The organism is Viridibacillus sp. FSL H8-0110, assembly GCF_038003565.1.
In the GTDB taxonomy this organism is placed as follows: Bacteria; Bacillota; Bacilli; order Bacillales_A; family Planococcaceae; genus Viridibacillus; species Viridibacillus arenosi.
In genome coordinates this window covers 2,877,151-2,896,092 of record NZ_JBBOPJ010000001.1, presented here as the reverse complement: position 1 = coordinate 2,896,092, position 18,942 = coordinate 2,877,151, and the positions used below count along the sequence as shown (strand labels likewise).

Sequence of the window (18,942 nt, the reverse complement as noted above, 5' to 3'; positions counted from 1 at the left end):
CAAGGATTTGTGAACAAATTTTTACAAATACGTACATATATCTGCTGTAAATGATGATAGTTTATTTCAAGCATATCAATATACTAGTGAGACATAAAATCTGTGGAGTGTCTTAATTATGTGTCTAAATGTACTTACAATAAACATAGATTTTCTGAAGATACTTCAGTAATAATGTTTTAGTTCAATACCTATAGTGTAAAGTAATAGTGTGAACTATAAAATAAATCAGTTAGCTATGAATTGGATTTAATTGTAATAGTTTATATATTCCTAATAGTATCTTTATTATTGTAGTTTTTGTACAATTAAACTATGAATGTTGAAACTTTTACTAGTGAGATTCGTATATATAATATAGATATTAAAAGATTTAAAAATGTTCGAAAGTAGGTAATGATTATGCAAAAATGGATTCAAAAATTCCTTGTTGCATCCGTAGCGGTAATCACATTAGGTTTAATTACGCCGAGTCATGCAATATGGGAAGGTTTACTAGATCACAGTTCCAATGTTAAAGCACAATTTTCAGGAGATACTACTAGTCAACTAACGAAATACATAGAAACGCAGAATGAGTCAGTTATTTCAACAGAAGAGGAACAGACTTTTGAAGAGTATGCCTTTGTAGCAGCAAAGGAACAAGCCTATTTAAAATTTGGCTCACGAGTAGGTCCACAGATTAGTGATGAATTTGATGATGTCATTTTACCTAAAATGCAAGAAGCAATTGAAATGACAGTAAATCGTCTTGATAACGAAACAACAAAGTCATTGGCAATTACTGAAAATCCAAGTGGTGATTATGCAGAGAAGATTTTCCATGTATATAACACAGGAACTAAACAAGATGTCATACGCTTCCATGTACGTACTGAAAATCGGCCATTTGATGGCTATTACTACAATTTCCATTACCACACGTATGAAGATCAATTCACAGCTCATTATGACCTAGGTGAAATCTACTGGTCTAAAAATACTCCCCCTAAATGGTTGTCTTGATTTTAGTTTACCTAAAAGGACTGATCAAATTAGTTGGATAAGCAAATTAAAAATTTCAAACAACTGATAAAGTAGACTCTTCCGCTTAGAAAAGTGCGGGGGAGTCTTTTATTTATTTTCAGGAAATATTTAATGAGATAGTGCAAGAATATTTGAGGATATGTTTGTAGACTGTAGGTTGTTGGAAGGAGATGCATTAACATAGACATTATCTATTATTCCCTACAACATGAAATAGCTGAATATTACCCAGGAAATATTCAGATATTTATGGGCGTAATTGTAATTATTTCTTTCATCTTAACTATTTTCCGTAAGCTATTAAGATAATAAAGGGGAATAATATGATATAGTTAAAACTATATAAATTTCTAGGAGGCAGTTCCGTGCTACAATATTTACAACTTTGCCAACATATTTTAGACGAAGGAAATGATAAAGGGGATCGTACAGGAACAGGTACGCGCAGTGTGTTTGGTTATCAAATGAGATTTGACTTACAAAAGGGTTTTCCTTTATTAACAACAAAAAGAACTGCTTTCCGTCTTATTGCGACTGAATTACTGTGGTTTTTAAAAGGCGATACAAATGTACGTACACTTATTGCACAGAATAATCATATTTGGGATGAATGGGCTTTTGAAAAATGGGTAAAAAGCGACCAATATGAAGGACCTGATATGACGAATTTCGGTTTGCGTGCCAATGAGGATCCTGAATTTAAAGTTCAATACGAAGAGCAAATGACTATTTTCCAAGAGAAAGTATTAAATGATGAAGATTTTGCTCAAGCATTTGGCGATCTTGGACCAGTATACGGTAAACAATGGCGTTCATGGCCAGCAGATAATGGGGAAACAATTGATCAAGTGAAAAATGTCATTGAATCAATTAAAAACAATCCTAATTCACGTCGCCATATTGTCAGTGCTTGGAATCCTGCAGAAGTAGATGATATGGCTTTGCCACCATGCCATACACTATTCCAATTTTATGTAGCAGATGGGAAACTCTCTTGCCAGCTTTATCAGCGTAGTGCAGATGTATTCCTAGGTGTACCATTCAATATCGCTTCATATGCGTTATTAACGCATCTTATCGCGAAAGAATGTGGCTTAGAAGTGGGGGATTTTGTCCATACTTTAGGTGATGCACATCTATATAGTAACCACTTTGATCAAGTAAAAGAGCAGCTATCACGATCACCACGTGAATTGCCACAGCTTATTATTAAAACTGAAAAAGAATCCATTTTTGAGTATGAAATAGAGGATTTAGCAATTGATGGATATGATCCTTATCCACGCATTAAAGCGCCAATTGCTGTATAAGGGGGTTTGTAAATGATTTCATTAATCGTTGCTCATGATGAAAATAACGTTATTGGCTTAAATAATGCAATGCCATGGCATTTACCAGGGGACTTAGCTTATTTTAAACGTACAACGATGGGAAAACCGATGATTATGGGGCGCAAAACGTTCGAGTCTATCGGTAAGCCTCTACCAGGTCGTACGAATATCGTTATTACACGTGATGAAAAGTATGTAAGAGAAGGTATTGTTATAGTGCATTCACTAGAAGAAGCATTAGCCCAAGCTAAAAAAGAATCAGAGGAAATAATGATTATTGGTGGCGAGCAAATTTTCCGTATTACATTGCCAATGGCAGATCGTCTTTACGTTACGAAGATTGAAAAACAATACGAAGGCGATACATTTTTCCCATCATATGATGAAGAATGGCAAGTTGTTTCCCAGTCTGAAGTGAATGAAACAGACGATGGTTTGAAGTTTACGTATTTGGTATATGAGCGTAAATAAGTAAATGAAAAGGTTGCCACTGGTAAGTAACTAGTGGCAACCTTTTATTTGAATTGACTATATTATAGTTAAATAAGTGACAAACTAATAATGGAAATAAGAAAGTCAATTATACATAAAACAATATACATGAGTACATCATGGCACTACCTGCAATGACAAATAAGTGCCAGATCGCATGATTATAAGGTATTTTTCGATAAGCGTAGAAAAAAGCACCTATCGTATATAAAATCCCGCCACTTAAAAGTAGAGAGAAGCCTGCACCAGTAATATGTGCATATAATGGCTTAATAGCGATAATAATAAGCCATCCCATTAGAATGTAGAAGATCACTGAAACAAATTCAAAACGGTGGATAAAGAAACATTTAAAAAGAATACCAAGTAACGCTAACGCCCAAATGATACCAAATAAAGTCCATCCTAGTGCTCCGTTTAATGCAATCAACAGAAAAGGTGTATATGTACCTGCAATTAAAATGTAGATAGATGAGTGGTCTAATATAGCAAAGATTTTTTTATATTTTTCAGGCATGCTGTGAAGTAAAGTTGAAGCTAAAAATAGAATTAACATTGAAACGCCAAAAACGATGAAGCTAACAACATATAGTGTAGAGCCTTTATCAACTGCTTTCATAATGAGTAAGACAAGCGCTGGAATACATAATAAGAAAGCGATGCCATGTGTTATGGCATTCCATATTTCTTCTTTCGTGTTTTTATAATCAAAAGCCTGTTGCATATGAATTGCCTCCTTGTTGCGGAAAGTTTTTTTGTATATTTCTATTATGCGACTGATTTTAATGCATTTGAACTGACAAATGTCACGTGTATCGTGTGACAAAAGCTAGTAAAATAGAATAAATAGCTAACGGTTTACAATGACCTTGCTTTAAATTTATAATAAGAACAATGAAATAAAGGATGTGTCAATGTGAGACGAATTCATATAGTAACGGATTCAACAGCGGATTTAACAAAAGAAGAAATTGAAAAACACGAAATACATATCGTTCCACTATCAATTCATATTGAAGGTCAAACATATACTGATGGTGTCGATATTACTCCAATCGAATTCCTTGATCAAATGAGTAAAGCGAAGGAATTACCAAAAAGTTCTCAACCTGCTGCAGGTGTATTTAAAGAATTATTTGATGAACTAGGAAAAGATGGCGACGAGATTATTGCAATCATGATGACTGGCGGTATGAGTGGTACTGTAAAATCAGCAGAAGCTGCTGCAAGTATGACGGATTCAAAAGTAACCGTTATTGATTCACGTTTTACTTCATTTGGCTTAGGGTTCCAAGTACTTGAAGCTTGCCAATTAGCTGACCAAGGTAAATCAGTTGAAGAAATCGTTGAAAGATTAAATATAGTTCGTGAAAATACAAATTTATACGTCGTTGTTGACGTTTTAGATAATTTAATTAAAGGTGGCCGTATTGGTAAAGGGAAAGGTATGATTGGTTCTTTACTTAATATTAAACCAATTGCTTCACTTGAAGGTGGAGCATACAACCCAGTGGCAAAAGTACGAAGCCATAAACAAGTAGTTAAATATTTATTTAATCAGTTTAAAGAAGATACACAAGGGAAAGTTATAAAAGGAGTGGGTCTTTCGCATGCTGAAGGGTTAGCAATGGCAGAGCCACTTAAAAAACAACTTGAAGAATCAGGTTATATGGATACGAAATTTGCCTATACTTCACCAATTATTAGTACACATACAGGCCCAGGTGCAATTGGCTTTATGTACTATACCGATTAATATGATGAGCAGGGGATGATTTCATTCCCTGCTTTCTTTCATTAGACGTACTTAACGAAAGGAAGAAATGGAACGTGAAGAAATTAATAATTTTCATGCTTGCACTTCTTTTATTAAGTGCTTGCAGCAAAGAAATAAAAATGCCAGTTATTGAAGAAGTCATCCCTAAAGACATTATTTACGTTGCTTTAGGTGATTCTTTAACAGAAGGTGTTGGCGATGAGTTAAATCAGCAAGGTTATGTCGGTAGATTATCGGATCAGATGCTTGGCTGGGAAGGCGTTAAATACGTCGAAGTTGAAAATACAGCAAAAAAAGGTCGACGAAGTGATCAACTCGTAGCACAGCTTGAGAGCGGTAAAATTGACGAACAATTAAAAAAAGCTGATTTTATATCGCTCACTATGGGTGGAAATGACTTGATGAAAATTGTCAGACGTGATTTGATGAATTTAAATAAAGAAGCATTTGATTCGGAACGCATCGAATTTCAAAAACGTTATGGTAAAATTATGGAGTTAATTCGAAAAAAAAATAAATCTGCGCCCATAATTTTAATAAGCGTTTATAATCCTCTTTCTATCTTTACGAAGGAAAAATCGGACCTAAATACGATTTTGTATGAATGGAATACAGATATTCAAGATTTTGCAGAGGCAGATAAAAATGCATGTTTTGTAAATGTAGAGGATTTATTCGATTCGAACGAGAATATGGTTTATCATACGGACTTTTTCCATCCTAATGCAAGAGGCTACGATGAAATGACGGATCGCATAATAGGGTCAATCAAGTCATGCGGTTTAAAAAAATTAACCAACGGGGAAATGGACTTCAAGGAGTGATGTGACGGTGAATAAGTGGAAAATAGCTTTTTTCTTTTTAACTGCATTAATGTTATCAGTAATGATTGGATTGTTTGTGTTCATTACGAAACCGGCAACTGATGCGCCAATACCAGAAACAACAGCAATGCCTGAAGGTAGTAAACTATCAGTTCAAACAACACCAGCGGATTTTGAAGCCATTGCAAACAAGTACATTCAGGACGCGATGAAAGCTAAATCCATCCCTGTACATATGTACATCAATGAAGAAGTGTCTTTAGTAAGTGAGCTTAGTGTTTTTGGTATGGAGCTGCCTATTACGATGAAATTTGATCCAACAATTGATGAAGAAGGCAATCTTATATTAAAACAAACAAATGTAGAAGTTGGAATGTTGAATATCCCTCCAAGCACGGCATTGAAATTATTAAATGACTCAGTAGATTTACCTTCTTGGATGGTTATTCGTCCAAACAAAGAGGAAGTATATATGGGTTTAACAGAAATAGAAGTACTTTCAGGTTCTCGCATGCAAGCAAAAGAATTTAATTTAAAAGAAGGTAAGATTATACTGGAAGTAACAGTACCCGTTCAAGAATAGGAGGAGTAGCACATGGCATTAGCAACATTTGCAGGTGGATGCTTTTGGTGTATGGTAAAACCATTCGATCAGCAAGAGGGCATTGAGTCCGTCATATCTGGTTACACTGGGGGACATACAGAAAATCCGACTTATGAGGAAGTTTGTAGTGAAACAACGGGACATTTTGAAGCTGTACAAATTACTTTTGACCCAGCGATTTATTCTTATGAAAAGTTAGTTGATCTTTACTGGACTTTAATCGATCCAACAGATGCTGGTGGTCAATTTTATGACCGTGGACAGTCTTATATGACAGCCATTTTCTACCATGATGAAGATCAGCGTAACAAAGCTGAAGCATCAAAAAAGGCATTACAAGAATCAGGTAAATTTAAAGCTCCAATCGCTGTACAAATTCTACCAGCAACAACGTTTTACCCAGCAGAAACTTATCATCAACATTATTACAAAAAGAATCCAGCACATTACGAGCGCTATTCAATTGGCTCAGGACGAGTTACATTCCAACAACAGCATTGGGGGACAAAATCATGAACAAAGAAGAAAAGTTGAAAACATTAACACCGATGCAATATCATGTCACGCAAGAGCATGGGACAGAGCCACCATTCCAAAACGAATATGATAGTCATTTTGAAGAAGGTCTATACGTTGATATCGTATCTGGGGAACCCTTATTTCACTCAAAAGACAAATTCAATGCAGGTTGCGGATGGCCAAGCTTTAGCAAGCCGGTGGAAGGTGCTAGTATACAAGAAAACTTCGATACAAGCTTTGGTATGCGTCGCACTGAAGTGCGTAGTGGAGAAGCTGATTCACATTTAGGACATGTTTTCCCAGATGGTCCTCAGCCAACAGGGTTACGTTATTGTATTAACTCTGCTGCCTTGAAATTTATACCTAAAGATAAATTACAAGAAGAAGGCTATGGTGAATATTTAAAATATTTTGATTGAAAATGAAAAAGGCAATCCACATTTTGTGGGTTGCCTTTTTTTGTGTAGAACTCAGAGAATAGACTACAAAGTGTAGTTTACTACTGAATTAAATATAAAGAGAGCGACAAACAATATTATGGTTGTTATGCTCATTGGAAGATCGGGATGTAAATTTATTAAGTATTTATTCGTGCGTCAATAGTTCTCTAGAGGTTCTTTTGAATTTTCATTGCTTTTATGATATAAGATTACGGTGATCAGTATAATTCCAGCTGCTATCCAGATGGAAGTTTTTCCTAGATACGTACTAAAGAAGGTCCCAATTAAAGCACCACTTATAAAGGAAAGAATAATAGCAGTAAAACCATTAAATTTCCGCATCGATTCTGAATCATGTTTCACGAATGCAGCATAAGAAGCTTGAGCTGCGGTTCTTAGATTCCCTGTTGTTATGGTTGAATTGTAACTCCATTTTTCCAGTTTGTTGAAGGTGGCAATTTGTAAGGAAGACACAAACGCAATGCACATGGTGATAAGCATATTTGGCACACTAGTAGGTAACCATCCGACTATAAATAAAATCGCGAATTCCAAAAGTAAAACAGCTCGTTTGTGGCTAGTATGTTTATCTTTTATATATTCTGCTACCAAGACTCCAGCTATAAAAGCCAAAAAGGGCGGTATATTAAGAATGGCACCGTTATATTCCGTACTTGCAGCTCTCACCGCAAATAATACCATATTCCCTGTTTGTGCCGTCGCAAACACTGCGTCCCTCGTAATATACGTATAAGCATCTAAAAATCCTCCAACTAAAGCTAATATCATGCCCATAATCAATGAATTAGGTGATAAAGCGAGTAAGTTTTTCGTTTTATTTCCCATTTGGTTTATCTCCTTATCAAAGATGTCCTGTTTTCCCAATATGAAAATTCGTTTTCTTTTTTTGTAAAAGAAAAGTCGCATGAATAATTATAGCTTTACCTCACAATTTTCATTTATTCTGTTTCAGAAATATTTTCGATTTAACTGCTGAGTACCATTGCAGACGATCTAAGTTTTTCAATAGGAAGCTTTTTCTGATGAAACTATAGCTGAATTTTGGAATTACTGTAATGAATAAACTGCATTTAAATAGAAAAAAACGCTCCACCAAGTTAGTGGAGCGACTCATACAATCATCTATTTATTGCCTACAACAGTAAGTTCTTTCGCTTTTACAAATGCTTGCTCAAAATCAGCAATTAAATCGTCGATATTTTCAAGGCCTACAGAGAAGCGTAAAAGACCGTCTGTAATACCACGTTTTTCGCGTTCCTCTTTAGGAATAGCTGCGTGACTCATTGTGGCTGGATATGAGAGAATTGATTCTACGCCACCAAGACTAACTGCGAAAATCGGAATTTGAACATGTTCAACAAACGCTTTAGTGATTTCGCGATTAGGTAATTTAAATGATAATACAGCTCCAGCACTTTTTGCCTGTTTTGCATGGATGTCATGACCTGGATGCGATTTCAAGCCAGGGAAATGAACTTCTTCTACTAATTCGTGAGCTTCTAAATAATTTGCAAGTTTTGATGCGGATGCTGTCGATTGTGTTAAACGTGCATTTAACGTTTTAATACCTTGAATTAATGAGAAGGAGTCTTGTGCGCCTAAAATGGCACCGAATGAGTTTTGCATGAAGTAGATTCGGTTACCAAGCTCTACGTCCTTTGTTACCGCAAGCCCTGCAATAATATCGCTATGTCCTCCTAAAAACTTAGTGGCACTGTGTAACACTACATCTACACCAAGGTCTAATGGACGTTGGTATAAAGGTGTCATAAATGTGTTATCTAAAAATGTTAGAGCACCATTTGCCTTTGCAATAGCTACAACCCCTTCAATATCTGTAATACCTAGAAGCGGGTTAGCTGGAGTTTCTATATATAACACCTTTGTATTTGGACGTATAGCCGCTTCTACTGATGTTAAATCAGAGAAGTCAGCAAATGTATGCTCAACGCCAAATTTCGTTAACACTTGTGTCACAAAACGGTATGTTCCACCGTACACTTCAGATGTCACAACAATATGGTCGCCAGCTTCTAATATCATAAATGCAGACGCGATGGCCGCAATACCGGAAGAGAATGCAAATCCGCGTGCCCCTCCTTCAAGTTCAGCAATCGTTTTCTCTAATGCATCACGAGTTGGATTACCAGAGCGACTATAATCATATGGACCAAACGAATCGAAATGCTCTTGATCAAAAGTAGATGATAAATATATTGGAACATTAACTGCACCTGTTTTTTGCTCGTAATCACCGCGAGTAGAAGCAGTGATTAAACTTGTTTCAATGTTTTCATTAATTGAACTCATATGATGACACCTCTTTTTCTAAGATAGAAAAAACTTGTTGTAAATCCGCGATTAAATCTTCTGCTTCCTCAATACCAACTGAGAAACGAAGTAAGGAGTCATCAACACCGCGAGCAATTCGTTCTGCTTCAGGAATATCCGCATGTGTTTGTGTAGTAGGATATGTGATAAAGCTTTCAACACCACCCAGGCTTTCAGCGAAGACGATTAACTTCAAGTTTTCTAAAAACTTACCAACCCATTCACCTTTTTGTAAACGGAAGGAAATCATTCCACCTTTACCAGCAAACAGAACGTCTTTTACTAAAGGTTCTTGTTCTAAATAAGCCGCGATGTGCTTAGCATTTTCAGTATGTTGTTTCATGCGAAGGTGTAATGTTTTTAATCCACGTAGCAGTAACCATGAGTCAATTGGAGCAAGCGTTGCACCTGCAGCATTATGGTTTGTGAATAGTTTTTCGCTAAGCTCTTTACCCTTACTTACAACAAGACCCGCTAGAACATCATTATGACCACCGATGTATTTAGTTGCACTATGTATAACAATATCCGCACCTAGCTCGATTGGGCGTTGATAGTAAGGTGTTAAGAAAGTATTATCAACAATTAATAATAAACTATGCTTTCTTGCAAGCTTAGCATAAAGTTCAATATCAAACTCCTGCATTAATGGATTGGTTGGTGTTTCAATGAAAATAGCACGTGTATTTTCATTTATTAAACCTTCAACCTCTGATACAGAAGAGAATTTTGCATAATGAGATTTGATTGCATATTGTTCTTGGTATTGACCGAGTAAACGGTATGTACCACCGTAGATATCCTCAGGTAAAATAATTTCGTCACCCGATTTAAATAGGGATAGAACTAATTGAACAGCTGCCATCCCGCTACTACAGGCGAAGCCAGCGTCTCCAGATTCTAATTTAGCAAAACCTTCTTCTAAAACGGTACGTGTTGGATTTTTTGTACGTGTATAGTCATAACCAGTTGATTGGCCAAGCCCATCATGAGTATAGGCGGTAGAAAGATAGATTGGTGTGTTCACAGCACCTGTTTTGGAATCGGTATGATTTCCCAGCTGAACTAATTGTGTCGCAATGTTTTTGTTTGTCATCATGTCATCATCCTTTATAAAAAAGTAAAAGGCCCTCTAAGGAAGAGGGCCTTCAAAATATGAAGTCAATCTCCTTATCTACAAGACTACGTCTACTGGAATTAGCACCTTGCCGCATTTAGGGTGGTTGCTGAGATATCGACGGGCCAAGTCCCTCCATCTCTCTTGATAAGTAAATATATTCAATTGTTTGAAAGTTAATAATAATGAAATTTTACCATGTGAATATGATAATATCAACCTTATTATGAAGCAAATCTAATTTGAAAAGTTTATAAATTTCTATAAGTGGTACAATTTTTATATGAATATGCTATTATTGCATAGTTGAATTGGAAGGTGACAAGATGAATTTAAATGACATAGCTGTTAATCAGTTATTACTAGAATTTAAATTTGAAGAAGCTCAAATGATGCTAGAGCAAGCAGTAATGGAAAAGAGAGATATACAATCGCTCCATAACTTAGCATGTTTTTATATAAGAGACACAGAAGAATATTATAAAACTTTACCCCTTTTAGCTGAAGCAATTGAAAAACAGCCAAAGCATTATTTTCCTTTTGCTTTACTAGGTGAAATTTATTTGCGAATGGAAAAATACATTTCAGCCATCAGGATTTTAGAATATGCATTAAAAATGAAAGATACTGAAGTAGTCCATGCGAACTTAGCAGCAGCATATTTTAATATGAACAATTTTGAAAAGGCAGCAGAACATTATAAAAAGTCCGCAACTGATGGCGATTTTTTGAAATATGCGGAAATGGTTTCATACTTACAGTTAGATGATCACGATTCTGTACTTAAAACACTGAGAAAAGTTAATGAAAATGATGAAAATTATATGGGTGGAGTAAACGTGGCTGAACTTTTTGCTCAAATCAACTATTTTGATGAAGCAATCCCGTTATTTGAAATGGGATGGAGAGAAATAGTTAGATCATATGAATGGGTAGAACATTATGTCTACTCACTCATTCAATTAGGTAGAGTAGAAGAAACCGCAGATATTATAGACCAGATGAAGACAGAAACGACTGATGAAATTGTAGAAAGCAAAGTAAGGGCGATGGATGGAGAATTCATAGAGGGGAATATTGAAGAAACCATTATGGACTTGCAACATACAAATGAAAAATATAATACACTGATTGGTCGTATTTTGAATGGCTACCGTCCTAAAATTTTCTTCGAGCCATATTATGTTTCTCAATGTTATCTTTACGGATGCAAAGTACATGGTAATAAAACGTATGATGAATATGTAAATATGTAAGTGGCCGAGAGAAATGATAATATCTCTGGCCATTTTTGTTTATATAGAGCCTATAACTGAAGTGTATTCATTAATATTACTATAAAAGGTTGTCTTGAAAAGGTGTAGGGTAGGAGGGATATAGTATGAACTTAGTAAATTTTTATAAAGCGAAATCAATAGTGGGAAATAAAAAAACTTGCAATCTCATTAGAGTTTGCAAGTCATTTAGTGGAAAAGTTATACTTTGAATTCCCCAACCACTTTTCGTAACTCATCTGCCTGATGAGATAGTTCAATCGCTGATGCTGTAATTTCTTGCATTGAAGCAGAGCCTTCTTCTGCAGAAGCTGCTGAACGCTCTGTACTCATAGCTGTATTTTCAGCAATTTGATTTACTTCTATAAAGGATACAGCCACTTCTTGGCTATAGCTTAAAGTTTGCTCAATTTGAACTACCATTTTGTTAATAATGGCTACAGTTTCGTTTGTTTGTTTAATAATTTTATCTAAGGAAGCATTTGTTTCATTTGTCACTTCAACACCGCGTATGACGTTTTGTACACCATCATGGTTTTGTGAGACAATAGCTTGTACTTCTGATTGAATTGACGAAACAATCCCGGTTACTTCACGTGCTGCTTTTTGAGATTGCTCTGCTAACTTTCGAACCTCATTTGCAACGACAGCGAATCCTTTACCATGCTCACCAGCTCTGGCAGCTTCAATGGCTGCATTAAGGGCAAGTAAGTTTGTTTGTTCCGAGATTTCAGTAATTGTACGAATAATGGAAGTAATTTCGGATGATTTCTTACCAAGTGCTTCAACGGTTTCTGTCGTATTGGCCATAGTTTCTTCTATTAACATCATAACATTTGATGACTGTTCGACAGTTTTTCCACCAAGCTCAGCAGCGACTTTCATCTGATCTGTTGCTGTTTTCACATGTTCTGCATCTGTACTTAAATAACGAGCCGCCTCTTCTAATAAATTCATCTTTTGAACTGCGTTATTCATCCGTAGCATTGTTTGTTCGCTACCTTCAGCGATTTCGCCTGTTGAATCAGCAATTGATTGAATAATATTCGAATTTTCATCTGCTGAAGCCATTAATTGTTGGCCACTGGCTGAGACGTTCTCCGCTAGTGTACTCACACGTTTTACTAATGCCGAAATGGATGTGATTAACACATTTGTACTATTTGCGATTTCTGCAAATTCATCTTTTGTCTTGACTTTAACCCGTTTTGTCAAGTCACCATTAGCTTGTGCGATATCTAGAATAGATGTATTAATTGCAGCTGTATTACGTTTAATTGAACGGAACAGGATAGTACCAGTTATTATAGTTAAAATAATAGATGATATTGTTAAAATTAAGAAAATTATCATTGCGATTTCTGTTTGTTGTTCAAGTGATTTGATTTGCTCGTTGTTTTTCTTGGTTAGTACGTCATTAATCATTTCAATATGCACATCTATATAACTCATAGCTGTCTTGCCATTTCCAGCGAGAACAAGTTTTTGAGCATTTTCAAGGCCTGAATTTTGGCGTGTATCTATCAGTCGCTTCGAATACTGAATATAATTGTCATAAAATTGGTCAATGGAAGTAATTCGATCTAGCTCTTCTTTACGATCAGAGAATATTTTTTGTAAATCTAATAAATTTGCTTCAATTCGGTCTTTATCTTGACTATACTGTCTTAAGAAATTATCTTTTCCTGTAATAATATAACTTTGTTCAGAGTTTGACAGTTTCGCAATATCCGCAGCTAAACTATTTACTTTCATCTGCTCTACTAGATTTTTCCCTGTGAACACCTTTAATTCATTTTGGAGGTTAGACATATTTGAATAGGAAACAACAAGCATTGCTGATAGAATAATGATGAGTATAAAGAAGTTAATAATGATACGGCCACGAATCATTTTGAAAAAGTTCGATTGAATAGGTCCATGAACTTCAATGTTTTTTTTCTTCTTTTTCATTTTGAAAAATGAAGCTTTTGAAACTGATGACTTGTTAGTGCTTTGATTATCACTTCTCTTAACAATTTCACTACTTCTTTTTGATTTTTTAACCAATTTGTCACCAACTTTCCATATTTCTATTGAATAATGTTCATTTTACTTCTTTGTGAAAGAATATTCTATACTTTTCGAAAAATAAATCATTACTATGTAACTATTAGGAGGGAGATATTTATGAATCATTCGTTCTACAGTTATGTTCAATCATTTCGTGGTGGTGGAAAATATGATGAGAAATCTACGTTTGCAGAAGCGGCTTTTCACGATCATAGCTTTCCTAAACAATCAACAGATTTTCATCTACTTTCGAGATATGTCGAAGAAAAAGCAGATGAAGAAATGAGTGCGCGCGTTTTTGATGAGCTTTGGTATTTATATGAGTTAAAATATAAATAAAATAAGTAATAATTTAATAAAAATTGGATATATTGAAAAATGTAAGTTTTTTATAGCTTATTTAAGATAATAATTGTCAGAGGTCAGACTTTCTTGGTACAATGCTTGTAGCATCATAGCCAAATTATAGAAATATGATGAATAACAATACTATTGAAAAGAGTGATACTAATGAGTATTCATATTAATGCAAAACAAGGCGATATCGCAGACATTGTACTACTTCCTGGTGATCCACTTCGTGCAAAGTACATTGCAGAAACTTATTTAGAAGATGTTATACCTTATAATGAAGTACGTAATATGTTAGGGTTTACAGGTACATATAAAGGTAAACGTGTATCGGTACAAGGTACAGGTATGGGTGTGCCGTCAATTTCTATTTATGTAAACGAATTAATGCAAGAATACGGTGTTCAAAAGTTAATCCGTGTAGGTACTTGTGGAGCAATCCAAAAAGATGTTAAAGTTCGTGACGTCATTATTGCTCAAAGTGCTTCTACTGATTCTAAAATGAATGAAATCATTTTCAATGGTTTAGATTTTGCTCCAACAGGTGATTTTGATTTACTTTTAAAAGCATATAATGCTGGGAAAGAAGCTGGCCTTAATTTAAAAGTGGGTAACATCTTTACTGCTGATATGTTCTATAGTGAAGAAAACCAAAATGAAAAGTTAGCTCGTTATGGTGTTTTAGCAATTGAGATGGAATCTGCAGCACTTTATACTTTAGCAGCTAAATATGGCCGTCAAGCACTTTCAATCCTAACAGTAAGTGACCATATCATTACTGGTGAAGTAACAACATCTGAAGAACGTCAATTAACATTTAATGACATGATGGTTGTAGCATTAGAAGCAGCTATTCAAGACTAGTCGTATCAAGAGTTTGCGTATTTACAATTTTTAATAAGTGACCAAAAGTGACCATTTCAAAAAAGGTGGTCATGATTGGTCACTTTTTTATTTGTTTAATTCATTAAATAATTGTGTTGCTTGTTATTTTTGAGATATATCAATATCGGAATACGTATCAAGAGTTTCACGTATATTTTTTTGTCCTAGCTGTTTTAAACCAATACTGGACGGATATTTATTTTCATTTAAAAATTTGTTAATTCTATTCTTTCAGTAACAAAAGAACTTCAAACAAATACAGTTAATTTAGAATTGATAGCTCCTTCTTTGAAAGAACAAACAGCAACTATGGAACAAATAAATACCGTGGCTTTAAATCTAAGTATGGATGCGTAAGTGTTACAACTGAAAGTGTATTTAATACGCGTTTATAAAAACGAGCATATGACATAACAGCCTCCATGCAGGGTATATACTCCTAGCATGGAGGCTTTTTCATTAGAAAACCACATTAGTATAAGTATTTTTGTTGGCAGTTGTTAACCTTCTATTTCCTATTATTTATCTATAACTTACTTTGAAGGAGAATATAGTAAATATATTGTGTATGTATTCATTCATCATATGCTCTCTTTATACTCGTTTACTTATTATAAATAAAAAACTAAAAAAAGTGTCTAATCTATGTTTTTGAGATATTTGCTGAAATCATAACGGACTACAGAAAGAGGTATTTAACTTGAGTATTGCAAAAAAATTAAACACTATTTTTATAGGAATGATTATATTAATTTGTATTATCGTGAAGGTATTTTATAGTAGATTATATTTTGAATGAAGAAAATAAAAATAGAAACTCGGTTAATCAATCTTAAACCATACAGAATCTATAATAACGTTCTTACAGCGGCCATCGGTATCTAAAAAACAAAGTAATCTTTGTTAACTCAATGTTTTCTTTTGCTTCTATCTAGATTTCATTATTATTAATTCGAGGTAGGCCTCATTTAAGTTAGGACTTTGATCTAATTTAGATGTATGATTATATTTAGTGAATTCTGAAAAATAGAACTACTGAATAGTTTATGAACTACATAGTTATATAATCGTGAAGACACAAAACTAGACTGATGGAGGTATTAGGAATGAATATTAAAGATCGAGTAGCCCTGTTAAGAAAAAAAATGTTAGAACATCAAATAGATGCGTATATCGTCCCGAGTTTTGATGCTCATCTAGGTGAGTATGTAGCAGATCATTGGAAATCTAGAGAATGGATTTCTGGTTTTACAGGTTCAGCGGGTACGGTAGTAATTACTTTAGATGATGCTGGTCTATGGACAGATGGTAGATACTATATTCAAGCTGTGAGCCAATTAGCGGACTCTGGAATCAGATTGTTTAGAATGGCTGATCCTGGTGTACCAGCGTACTCAGAGTGGCTTGCGGACGTTCTAAATAAAGGAAATACAGTAGGCTTTGATGGCACTGTATTCTCTATTAATATGGTTAGAAAAATGGAAGCTGATTTTAAAGCGAAAAATATCGAATTAAAAATGAAGCAAGATTTAGTAGGAGACTTATGGGAAGACAGACCAGAAATTCCTAAAGGCGCAATTTTCATGCATGATGTGAAATTTGCCGGTAAAACTCAAATAGAAAAATTAACTGAAGTTCGAAGTGAAATGGCGAAAAAAGATGCAAACTATTATATCTTATCGTCACTTGATGATATTGCATGGCTGTTAAATATAAGAGGCGTAGATGTCCCAAACAATCCAGTAGCCATTGCGAATGTAATTGTAACGGATAAAGATTGTTTCTTATTCATTGAAACGAGCAAAGTATCTCCAGAGGTTAAAGCAGAACTTGAGGCGCAAGGAATTCAAGTGAAAGCAACGGAAGAAATCCATGCAGTACTAGGTGAACTTGCAAGCGAAGATACAATTATTTTAGATGCGAATAAAACAAATAGTAGCCTCTACTATGCCATTAACACCGCTACTAAAAAAGTTGAATGTACAGATATTACAACAGATTTAAAATCTATTAAAAATGATATTGAAATCGAGAACATGAAATGGTCTCAAATTAAAGATGGTGTAGCGATCGTTAGATTTATTAAATGGTTAAAATCTGCGGTTAGTACTGGTGAGGTAACAGAAATTGCTGCAGAGGAAAAACTAGAAGCATTCAGAAGTGAGCAAGAGGGCTTTGTTGGACCGAGCTTTGATACGATTGCAGGTTATAAAGAACATGCAGCGATGATGCACTATAAAGCGGCTGAAGAAACACAGTTTACGCTTGAAAATGAAGGGCTGTTCTTAATCGATTCAGGTGGCCAGTACTATGATGGAACAACTGATATTACGAGAACGATTGTTTTAGGTAAGCTTACAGACGTACAAAAAAGAGATTTCACATTAGTATTAAAAGGATTTATTGCATTGAGTGCAGTGAAGTTCCTACATGGCTCTTCAGGTGCTAATCTAGACGTTTTAGCGAGACAACCAATATGGCAACATGGTATCGATTATAAATGCGGTACAGGACATGGTGTAGGCTTTTTCTTAAATGTTCATGAAGGACCACATAGCATCCGAAATACGAATCATGTTCGTTTAGATAGAGGCATGATTATTACGAACGAACCAGGTATTTATCTTGAAGGTGAATATGGTATTCGTACGGAGAACTTATTAGTCGTTGTTGAAGACGAAAAAACAGAGTTCGGTCAATTTATGAAATTTGATACGATCACATATTGCCCAATCGATTTAGCGGGTGTTAACACAGAACTGTTAGTTGAGAGCGAAAAACAATGGTTAAATGATTACCATGAAGAAGTATATGCGAAACTGTCACCTTACTTAAATGAAGAAGAGTGTGCGTGGCTAAAAGAAGAAACAAAAGTAATCTAAATTAGTTCATATTATGAGGAGGCTTTAACATGGAATTAACAGTCTACTTAGCTGGAGAAATTCATTCTAATTGGCGCCAGGAGTTAAAGGAAAAAGCGAAAGTATTAGGTACTCCTCTAAACTTCGTCGGTCCTATGGAAAATCATGATCGTTCTGATTTTATTGGAGAAGAAATATTAGGTGAACAGCCGAATGCTATTTATCGAGATGAAGCTGCATCTAAGATTAATAACTTTAGAACGCAGATTTTAATACGAAAATCGGATGTCGTAATCGCCTTGTTTGGAGAGAAGTATAAGCAATGGAATACAGCGATGGATGCAAGTGCAGCTGTTGCTCTAGACAAACCCTTAATCGTGATTCGCCCAGAGAATCTGCATCATCCATTAAAAGAGCTGTCGAATAAAGCCAATGTTACGGTTGAAACGGTTGATCAAGCAGTAAAAGTATTAGCTTATATTTTTGATGAAAAATAAATAAATCTAAACTGAACCCCGAAATATTTCAATTTTGGGGTTTTTATATTAAATAGAAGACAATCAATTTGTATAACATCTGCTGGACATAATCACTTGTTACGATAAATTACAACAAATGATTAAGGGAGCATGATGGATGAAACTAAAAATGGGTATTGTTATTGGTCTTTTGAGCGCGATTATATTAGAGGTAGGCACGATTATTATTTAGGTGGCAGTGGCTTAATTTATCGTTCAATTAGGATGATATAGTTTCTTTTTCAAAGTAGAATCCCATTTAAGTGGCTAGATGGTTATTTATTACAAATGTGGAATTAGAAATAAAGAAAAAAAGCAAGTAACCTTAAAATGACCATTAAAAAAAGGTATTGAAAAGGTCTCTTGCTTTTTTTTATTTAAATCAGTAAATTGAACATAAGTAATTTTAGGAGTAGGACCATATGATAAATTGATGGTCTTTTGTTTAATATGTAGAATCCACTATTTAAATCATAATATTTTCGTAGATTGACCATATTATAAGAATCTACTTAATTG

The 18,942-nt window shown here is 34.7% G+C and carries 18 protein-coding genes and 1 riboswitch; of the genes, 13 read left to right on the top strand and 5 right to left on the bottom strand.

The annotated features are described in order from the left end of the window. Window positions 1-402 precede the first annotated feature (402 nt). From MHH98_RS14485 to MHH98_RS14475, 3 genes are all read left to right on the top strand, one after another. Window positions 403-1,005, top strand: a complete 603-nt coding sequence (locus tag MHH98_RS14485) for a YpjP family protein (RefSeq protein WP_038190003.1) — start codon at window positions 403-405, stop codon at window positions 1,003-1,005. Window positions 1,006-1,391: 386 nt separating this feature from the next. Next, complete coding sequence (locus MHH98_RS14480) at window positions 1,392-2,336, top strand: thymidylate synthase (RefSeq protein ID WP_038190000.1); 945 nt, start codon at window positions 1,392-1,394, stop codon at window positions 2,334-2,336. Window positions 2,337-2,348: 12 nt separating this feature from the next. Beyond that, entirely contained in the window at window positions 2,349-2,828 is a 480-nt protein-coding gene (locus MHH98_RS14475; protein WP_076033915.1) for a dihydrofolate reductase, read from the top strand. Window positions 2,829-2,937: 109 nt separating this feature from the next. Here MHH98_RS14475 and trhA read toward each other — a convergent pair whose 3' ends face one another. After that, the gene (trhA, locus tag MHH98_RS14470; protein WP_038189997.1) at window positions 2,938-3,573 is read right to left on the bottom strand and encodes a PAQR family membrane homeostasis protein TrhA; all 636 of its coding nucleotides are present in this window, start codon (window positions 3,571-3,573) and stop codon (window positions 2,938-2,940) included. A gap of 192 nt (window positions 3,574-3,765) precedes the next feature. On the opposite strand from trhA, the gene MHH98_RS14465 reads away from it, so the two are divergent. From MHH98_RS14465 to msrB, 5 genes are all read left to right on the top strand, one after another. Next, the gene (locus MHH98_RS14465) at window positions 3,766-4,605 is read left to right on the top strand and encodes a DegV family protein (protein ID WP_038189996.1); all 840 of its coding nucleotides are present in this window, start codon (window positions 3,766-3,768) and stop codon (window positions 4,603-4,605) included. Window positions 4,606-4,679: 74 nt separating this feature from the next. Next, window positions 4,680-5,450, top strand: coding sequence for a GDSL-type esterase/lipase family protein (locus MHH98_RS14460; protein WP_038189986.1), 771 nt, complete (start codon window positions 4,680-4,682; stop codon window positions 5,448-5,450). Window positions 5,451-5,457: 7 nt separating this feature from the next. Continuing rightward, window positions 5,458-6,033 carry a YpmS family protein gene (locus MHH98_RS14455; RefSeq protein WP_038189965.1) on the top strand — a complete coding sequence of 192 codons (576 nt, stop codon included), beginning with the start codon at window positions 5,458-5,460 and terminating at the stop codon, window positions 6,031-6,033. A gap of 12 nt (window positions 6,034-6,045) precedes the next feature. Next, window positions 6,046-6,570, top strand: a complete 525-nt coding sequence (gene msrA / locus MHH98_RS14450) for a peptide-methionine (S)-S-oxide reductase MsrA (protein ID WP_038189947.1) — start codon at window positions 6,046-6,048, stop codon at window positions 6,568-6,570. Beyond that, the gene (gene msrB, locus MHH98_RS14445; RefSeq protein ID WP_038189943.1) at window positions 6,567-6,992 is read left to right on the top strand and encodes a peptide-methionine (R)-S-oxide reductase MsrB; all 426 of its coding nucleotides are present in this window, start codon (window positions 6,567-6,569) and stop codon (window positions 6,990-6,992) included. Before msrA ends, msrB begins: the two co-directional genes overlap by 4 nt. A 177-nt stretch (window positions 6,993-7,169) precedes the next feature. Here the strand turns inward: msrB and MHH98_RS14440 are convergent, their stop codons facing one another. The 3 genes from MHH98_RS14440 to MHH98_RS14430 form a co-directional block, all read right to left on the bottom strand. After that, complete coding sequence (locus MHH98_RS14440) at window positions 7,170-7,859, bottom strand: YoaK family protein (RefSeq protein WP_038189940.1); 690 nt, start codon at window positions 7,857-7,859, stop codon at window positions 7,170-7,172. A gap of 297 nt (window positions 7,860-8,156) precedes the next feature. Continuing rightward, complete coding sequence (locus tag MHH98_RS14435; RefSeq protein ID WP_038191081.1) at window positions 8,157-9,335, bottom strand: aminotransferase class I/II-fold pyridoxal phosphate-dependent enzyme; 1,179 nt, start codon at window positions 9,333-9,335, stop codon at window positions 8,157-8,159. Continuing rightward, window positions 9,331-10,461 carry a methionine biosynthesis PLP-dependent protein gene (locus MHH98_RS14430; RefSeq protein WP_038189938.1) on the bottom strand — a complete coding sequence of 377 codons (1,131 nt, stop codon included), beginning with the start codon at window positions 10,459-10,461 and terminating at the stop codon, window positions 9,331-9,333. The genes MHH98_RS14435 and MHH98_RS14430 overlap by 5 nt, the downstream gene beginning before the upstream one ends. Window positions 10,462-10,532: 71 nt before the next feature. Continuing rightward, window positions 10,533-10,636, bottom strand: a riboswitch (SAM riboswitch). 172 nt (window positions 10,637-10,808) lie between these two features. Between MHH98_RS14430 and MHH98_RS14425 the strand changes: the two genes are divergently transcribed. After that, window positions 10,809-11,738, top strand: a complete 930-nt coding sequence (locus tag MHH98_RS14425) for a tetratricopeptide repeat protein (RefSeq protein ID WP_038189935.1) — start codon at window positions 10,809-10,811, stop codon at window positions 11,736-11,738. A 219-nt stretch (window positions 11,739-11,957) separates the two neighbouring features. Here MHH98_RS14425 and MHH98_RS14420 read toward each other — a convergent pair whose 3' ends face one another. Then, a complete protein-coding gene (locus tag MHH98_RS14420) occupies window positions 11,958-13,805 on the bottom strand; it encodes a methyl-accepting chemotaxis protein (RefSeq protein ID WP_038189931.1) in 1,848 nt (615 codons plus the stop codon). A gap of 120 nt (window positions 13,806-13,925) precedes the next feature. Between MHH98_RS14420 and MHH98_RS14415 the strand changes: the two genes are divergently transcribed. The 4 genes from MHH98_RS14415 (at window position 13,926) to MHH98_RS14400 (ending at window position 18,402) form a co-directional block, all read left to right on the top strand. Continuing rightward, window positions 13,926-14,147, top strand: a complete 222-nt coding sequence (locus MHH98_RS14415) for a YozE family protein (protein ID WP_038189915.1) — start codon at window positions 13,926-13,928, stop codon at window positions 14,145-14,147. A gap of 171 nt (window positions 14,148-14,318) precedes the next feature. After that, window positions 14,319-15,023: a purine-nucleoside phosphorylase gene (deoD, locus tag MHH98_RS14410; protein ID WP_038189912.1), complete on the top strand. Its 705-nt coding sequence runs from the start codon at window positions 14,319-14,321 to the stop codon at window positions 15,021-15,023. A gap of 1,127 nt (window positions 15,024-16,150) precedes the next feature. Further along, window positions 16,151-17,926: an aminopeptidase P family protein gene (locus MHH98_RS14405; RefSeq protein WP_076033914.1), complete on the top strand. Its 1,776-nt coding sequence runs from the start codon at window positions 16,151-16,153 to the stop codon at window positions 17,924-17,926. Window positions 17,927-17,955: 29 nt separating this feature from the next. Continuing rightward, window positions 17,956-18,402, top strand: a complete 447-nt coding sequence (locus MHH98_RS14400) for a YtoQ family protein (protein WP_038189907.1) — start codon at window positions 17,956-17,958, stop codon at window positions 18,400-18,402. Window positions 18,403-18,942: the final 540 nt, after the last annotated feature.

Bases quoted from the DNA above. Each gene is read 5' to 3' on its own strand.
- MHH98_RS14485 (WP_038190003.1), top strand. From the start codon at position 403: ATGCAAAAATGGATTCAAAAATTCCTTGTTGCATCCGTAGCGGTAATC.
- MHH98_RS14475 (WP_076033915.1), top strand. From the start codon at position 2,349: ATGATTTCATTAATCGTTGCTCATGATGAAAATAACGTTATTGGCTTA.
- trhA (WP_038189997.1), bottom strand. From the start codon at position 3,573: ATGCAACAGGCTTTTGATTATAAAAACACGAAAGAAGAAATATGGAAT.
- msrA (WP_038189947.1), top strand. From the start codon at position 6,046: ATGGCATTAGCAACATTTGCAGGTGGATGCTTTTGGTGTATGGTAAAA.
- msrB (WP_038189943.1), top strand. From the start codon at position 6,567: ATGAACAAAGAAGAAAAGTTGAAAACATTAACACCGATGCAATATCAT.
- MHH98_RS14440 (WP_038189940.1), bottom strand. From the start codon at position 7,859: ATGGGAAATAAAACGAAAAACTTACTCGCTTTATCACCTAATTCATTG.
- MHH98_RS14430 (WP_038189938.1), bottom strand. From the start codon at position 10,461: ATGACAAACAAAAACATTGCGACACAATTAGTTCAGCTGGGAAATCAT.
- MHH98_RS14425 (WP_038189935.1), top strand. From the start codon at position 10,809: ATGAATTTAAATGACATAGCTGTTAATCAGTTATTACTAGAATTTAAA.
- MHH98_RS14415 (WP_038189915.1), top strand. From the start codon at position 13,926: ATGAATCATTCGTTCTACAGTTATGTTCAATCATTTCGTGGTGGTGGA.
- deoD (WP_038189912.1), top strand. From the start codon at position 14,319: ATGAGTATTCATATTAATGCAAAACAAGGCGATATCGCAGACATTGTA.
- MHH98_RS14405 (WP_076033914.1), top strand. From the start codon at position 16,151: ATGAATATTAAAGATCGAGTAGCCCTGTTAAGAAAAAAAATGTTAGAA.
- MHH98_RS14400 (WP_038189907.1), top strand. From the start codon at position 17,956: ATGGAATTAACAGTCTACTTAGCTGGAGAAATTCATTCTAATTGGCGC.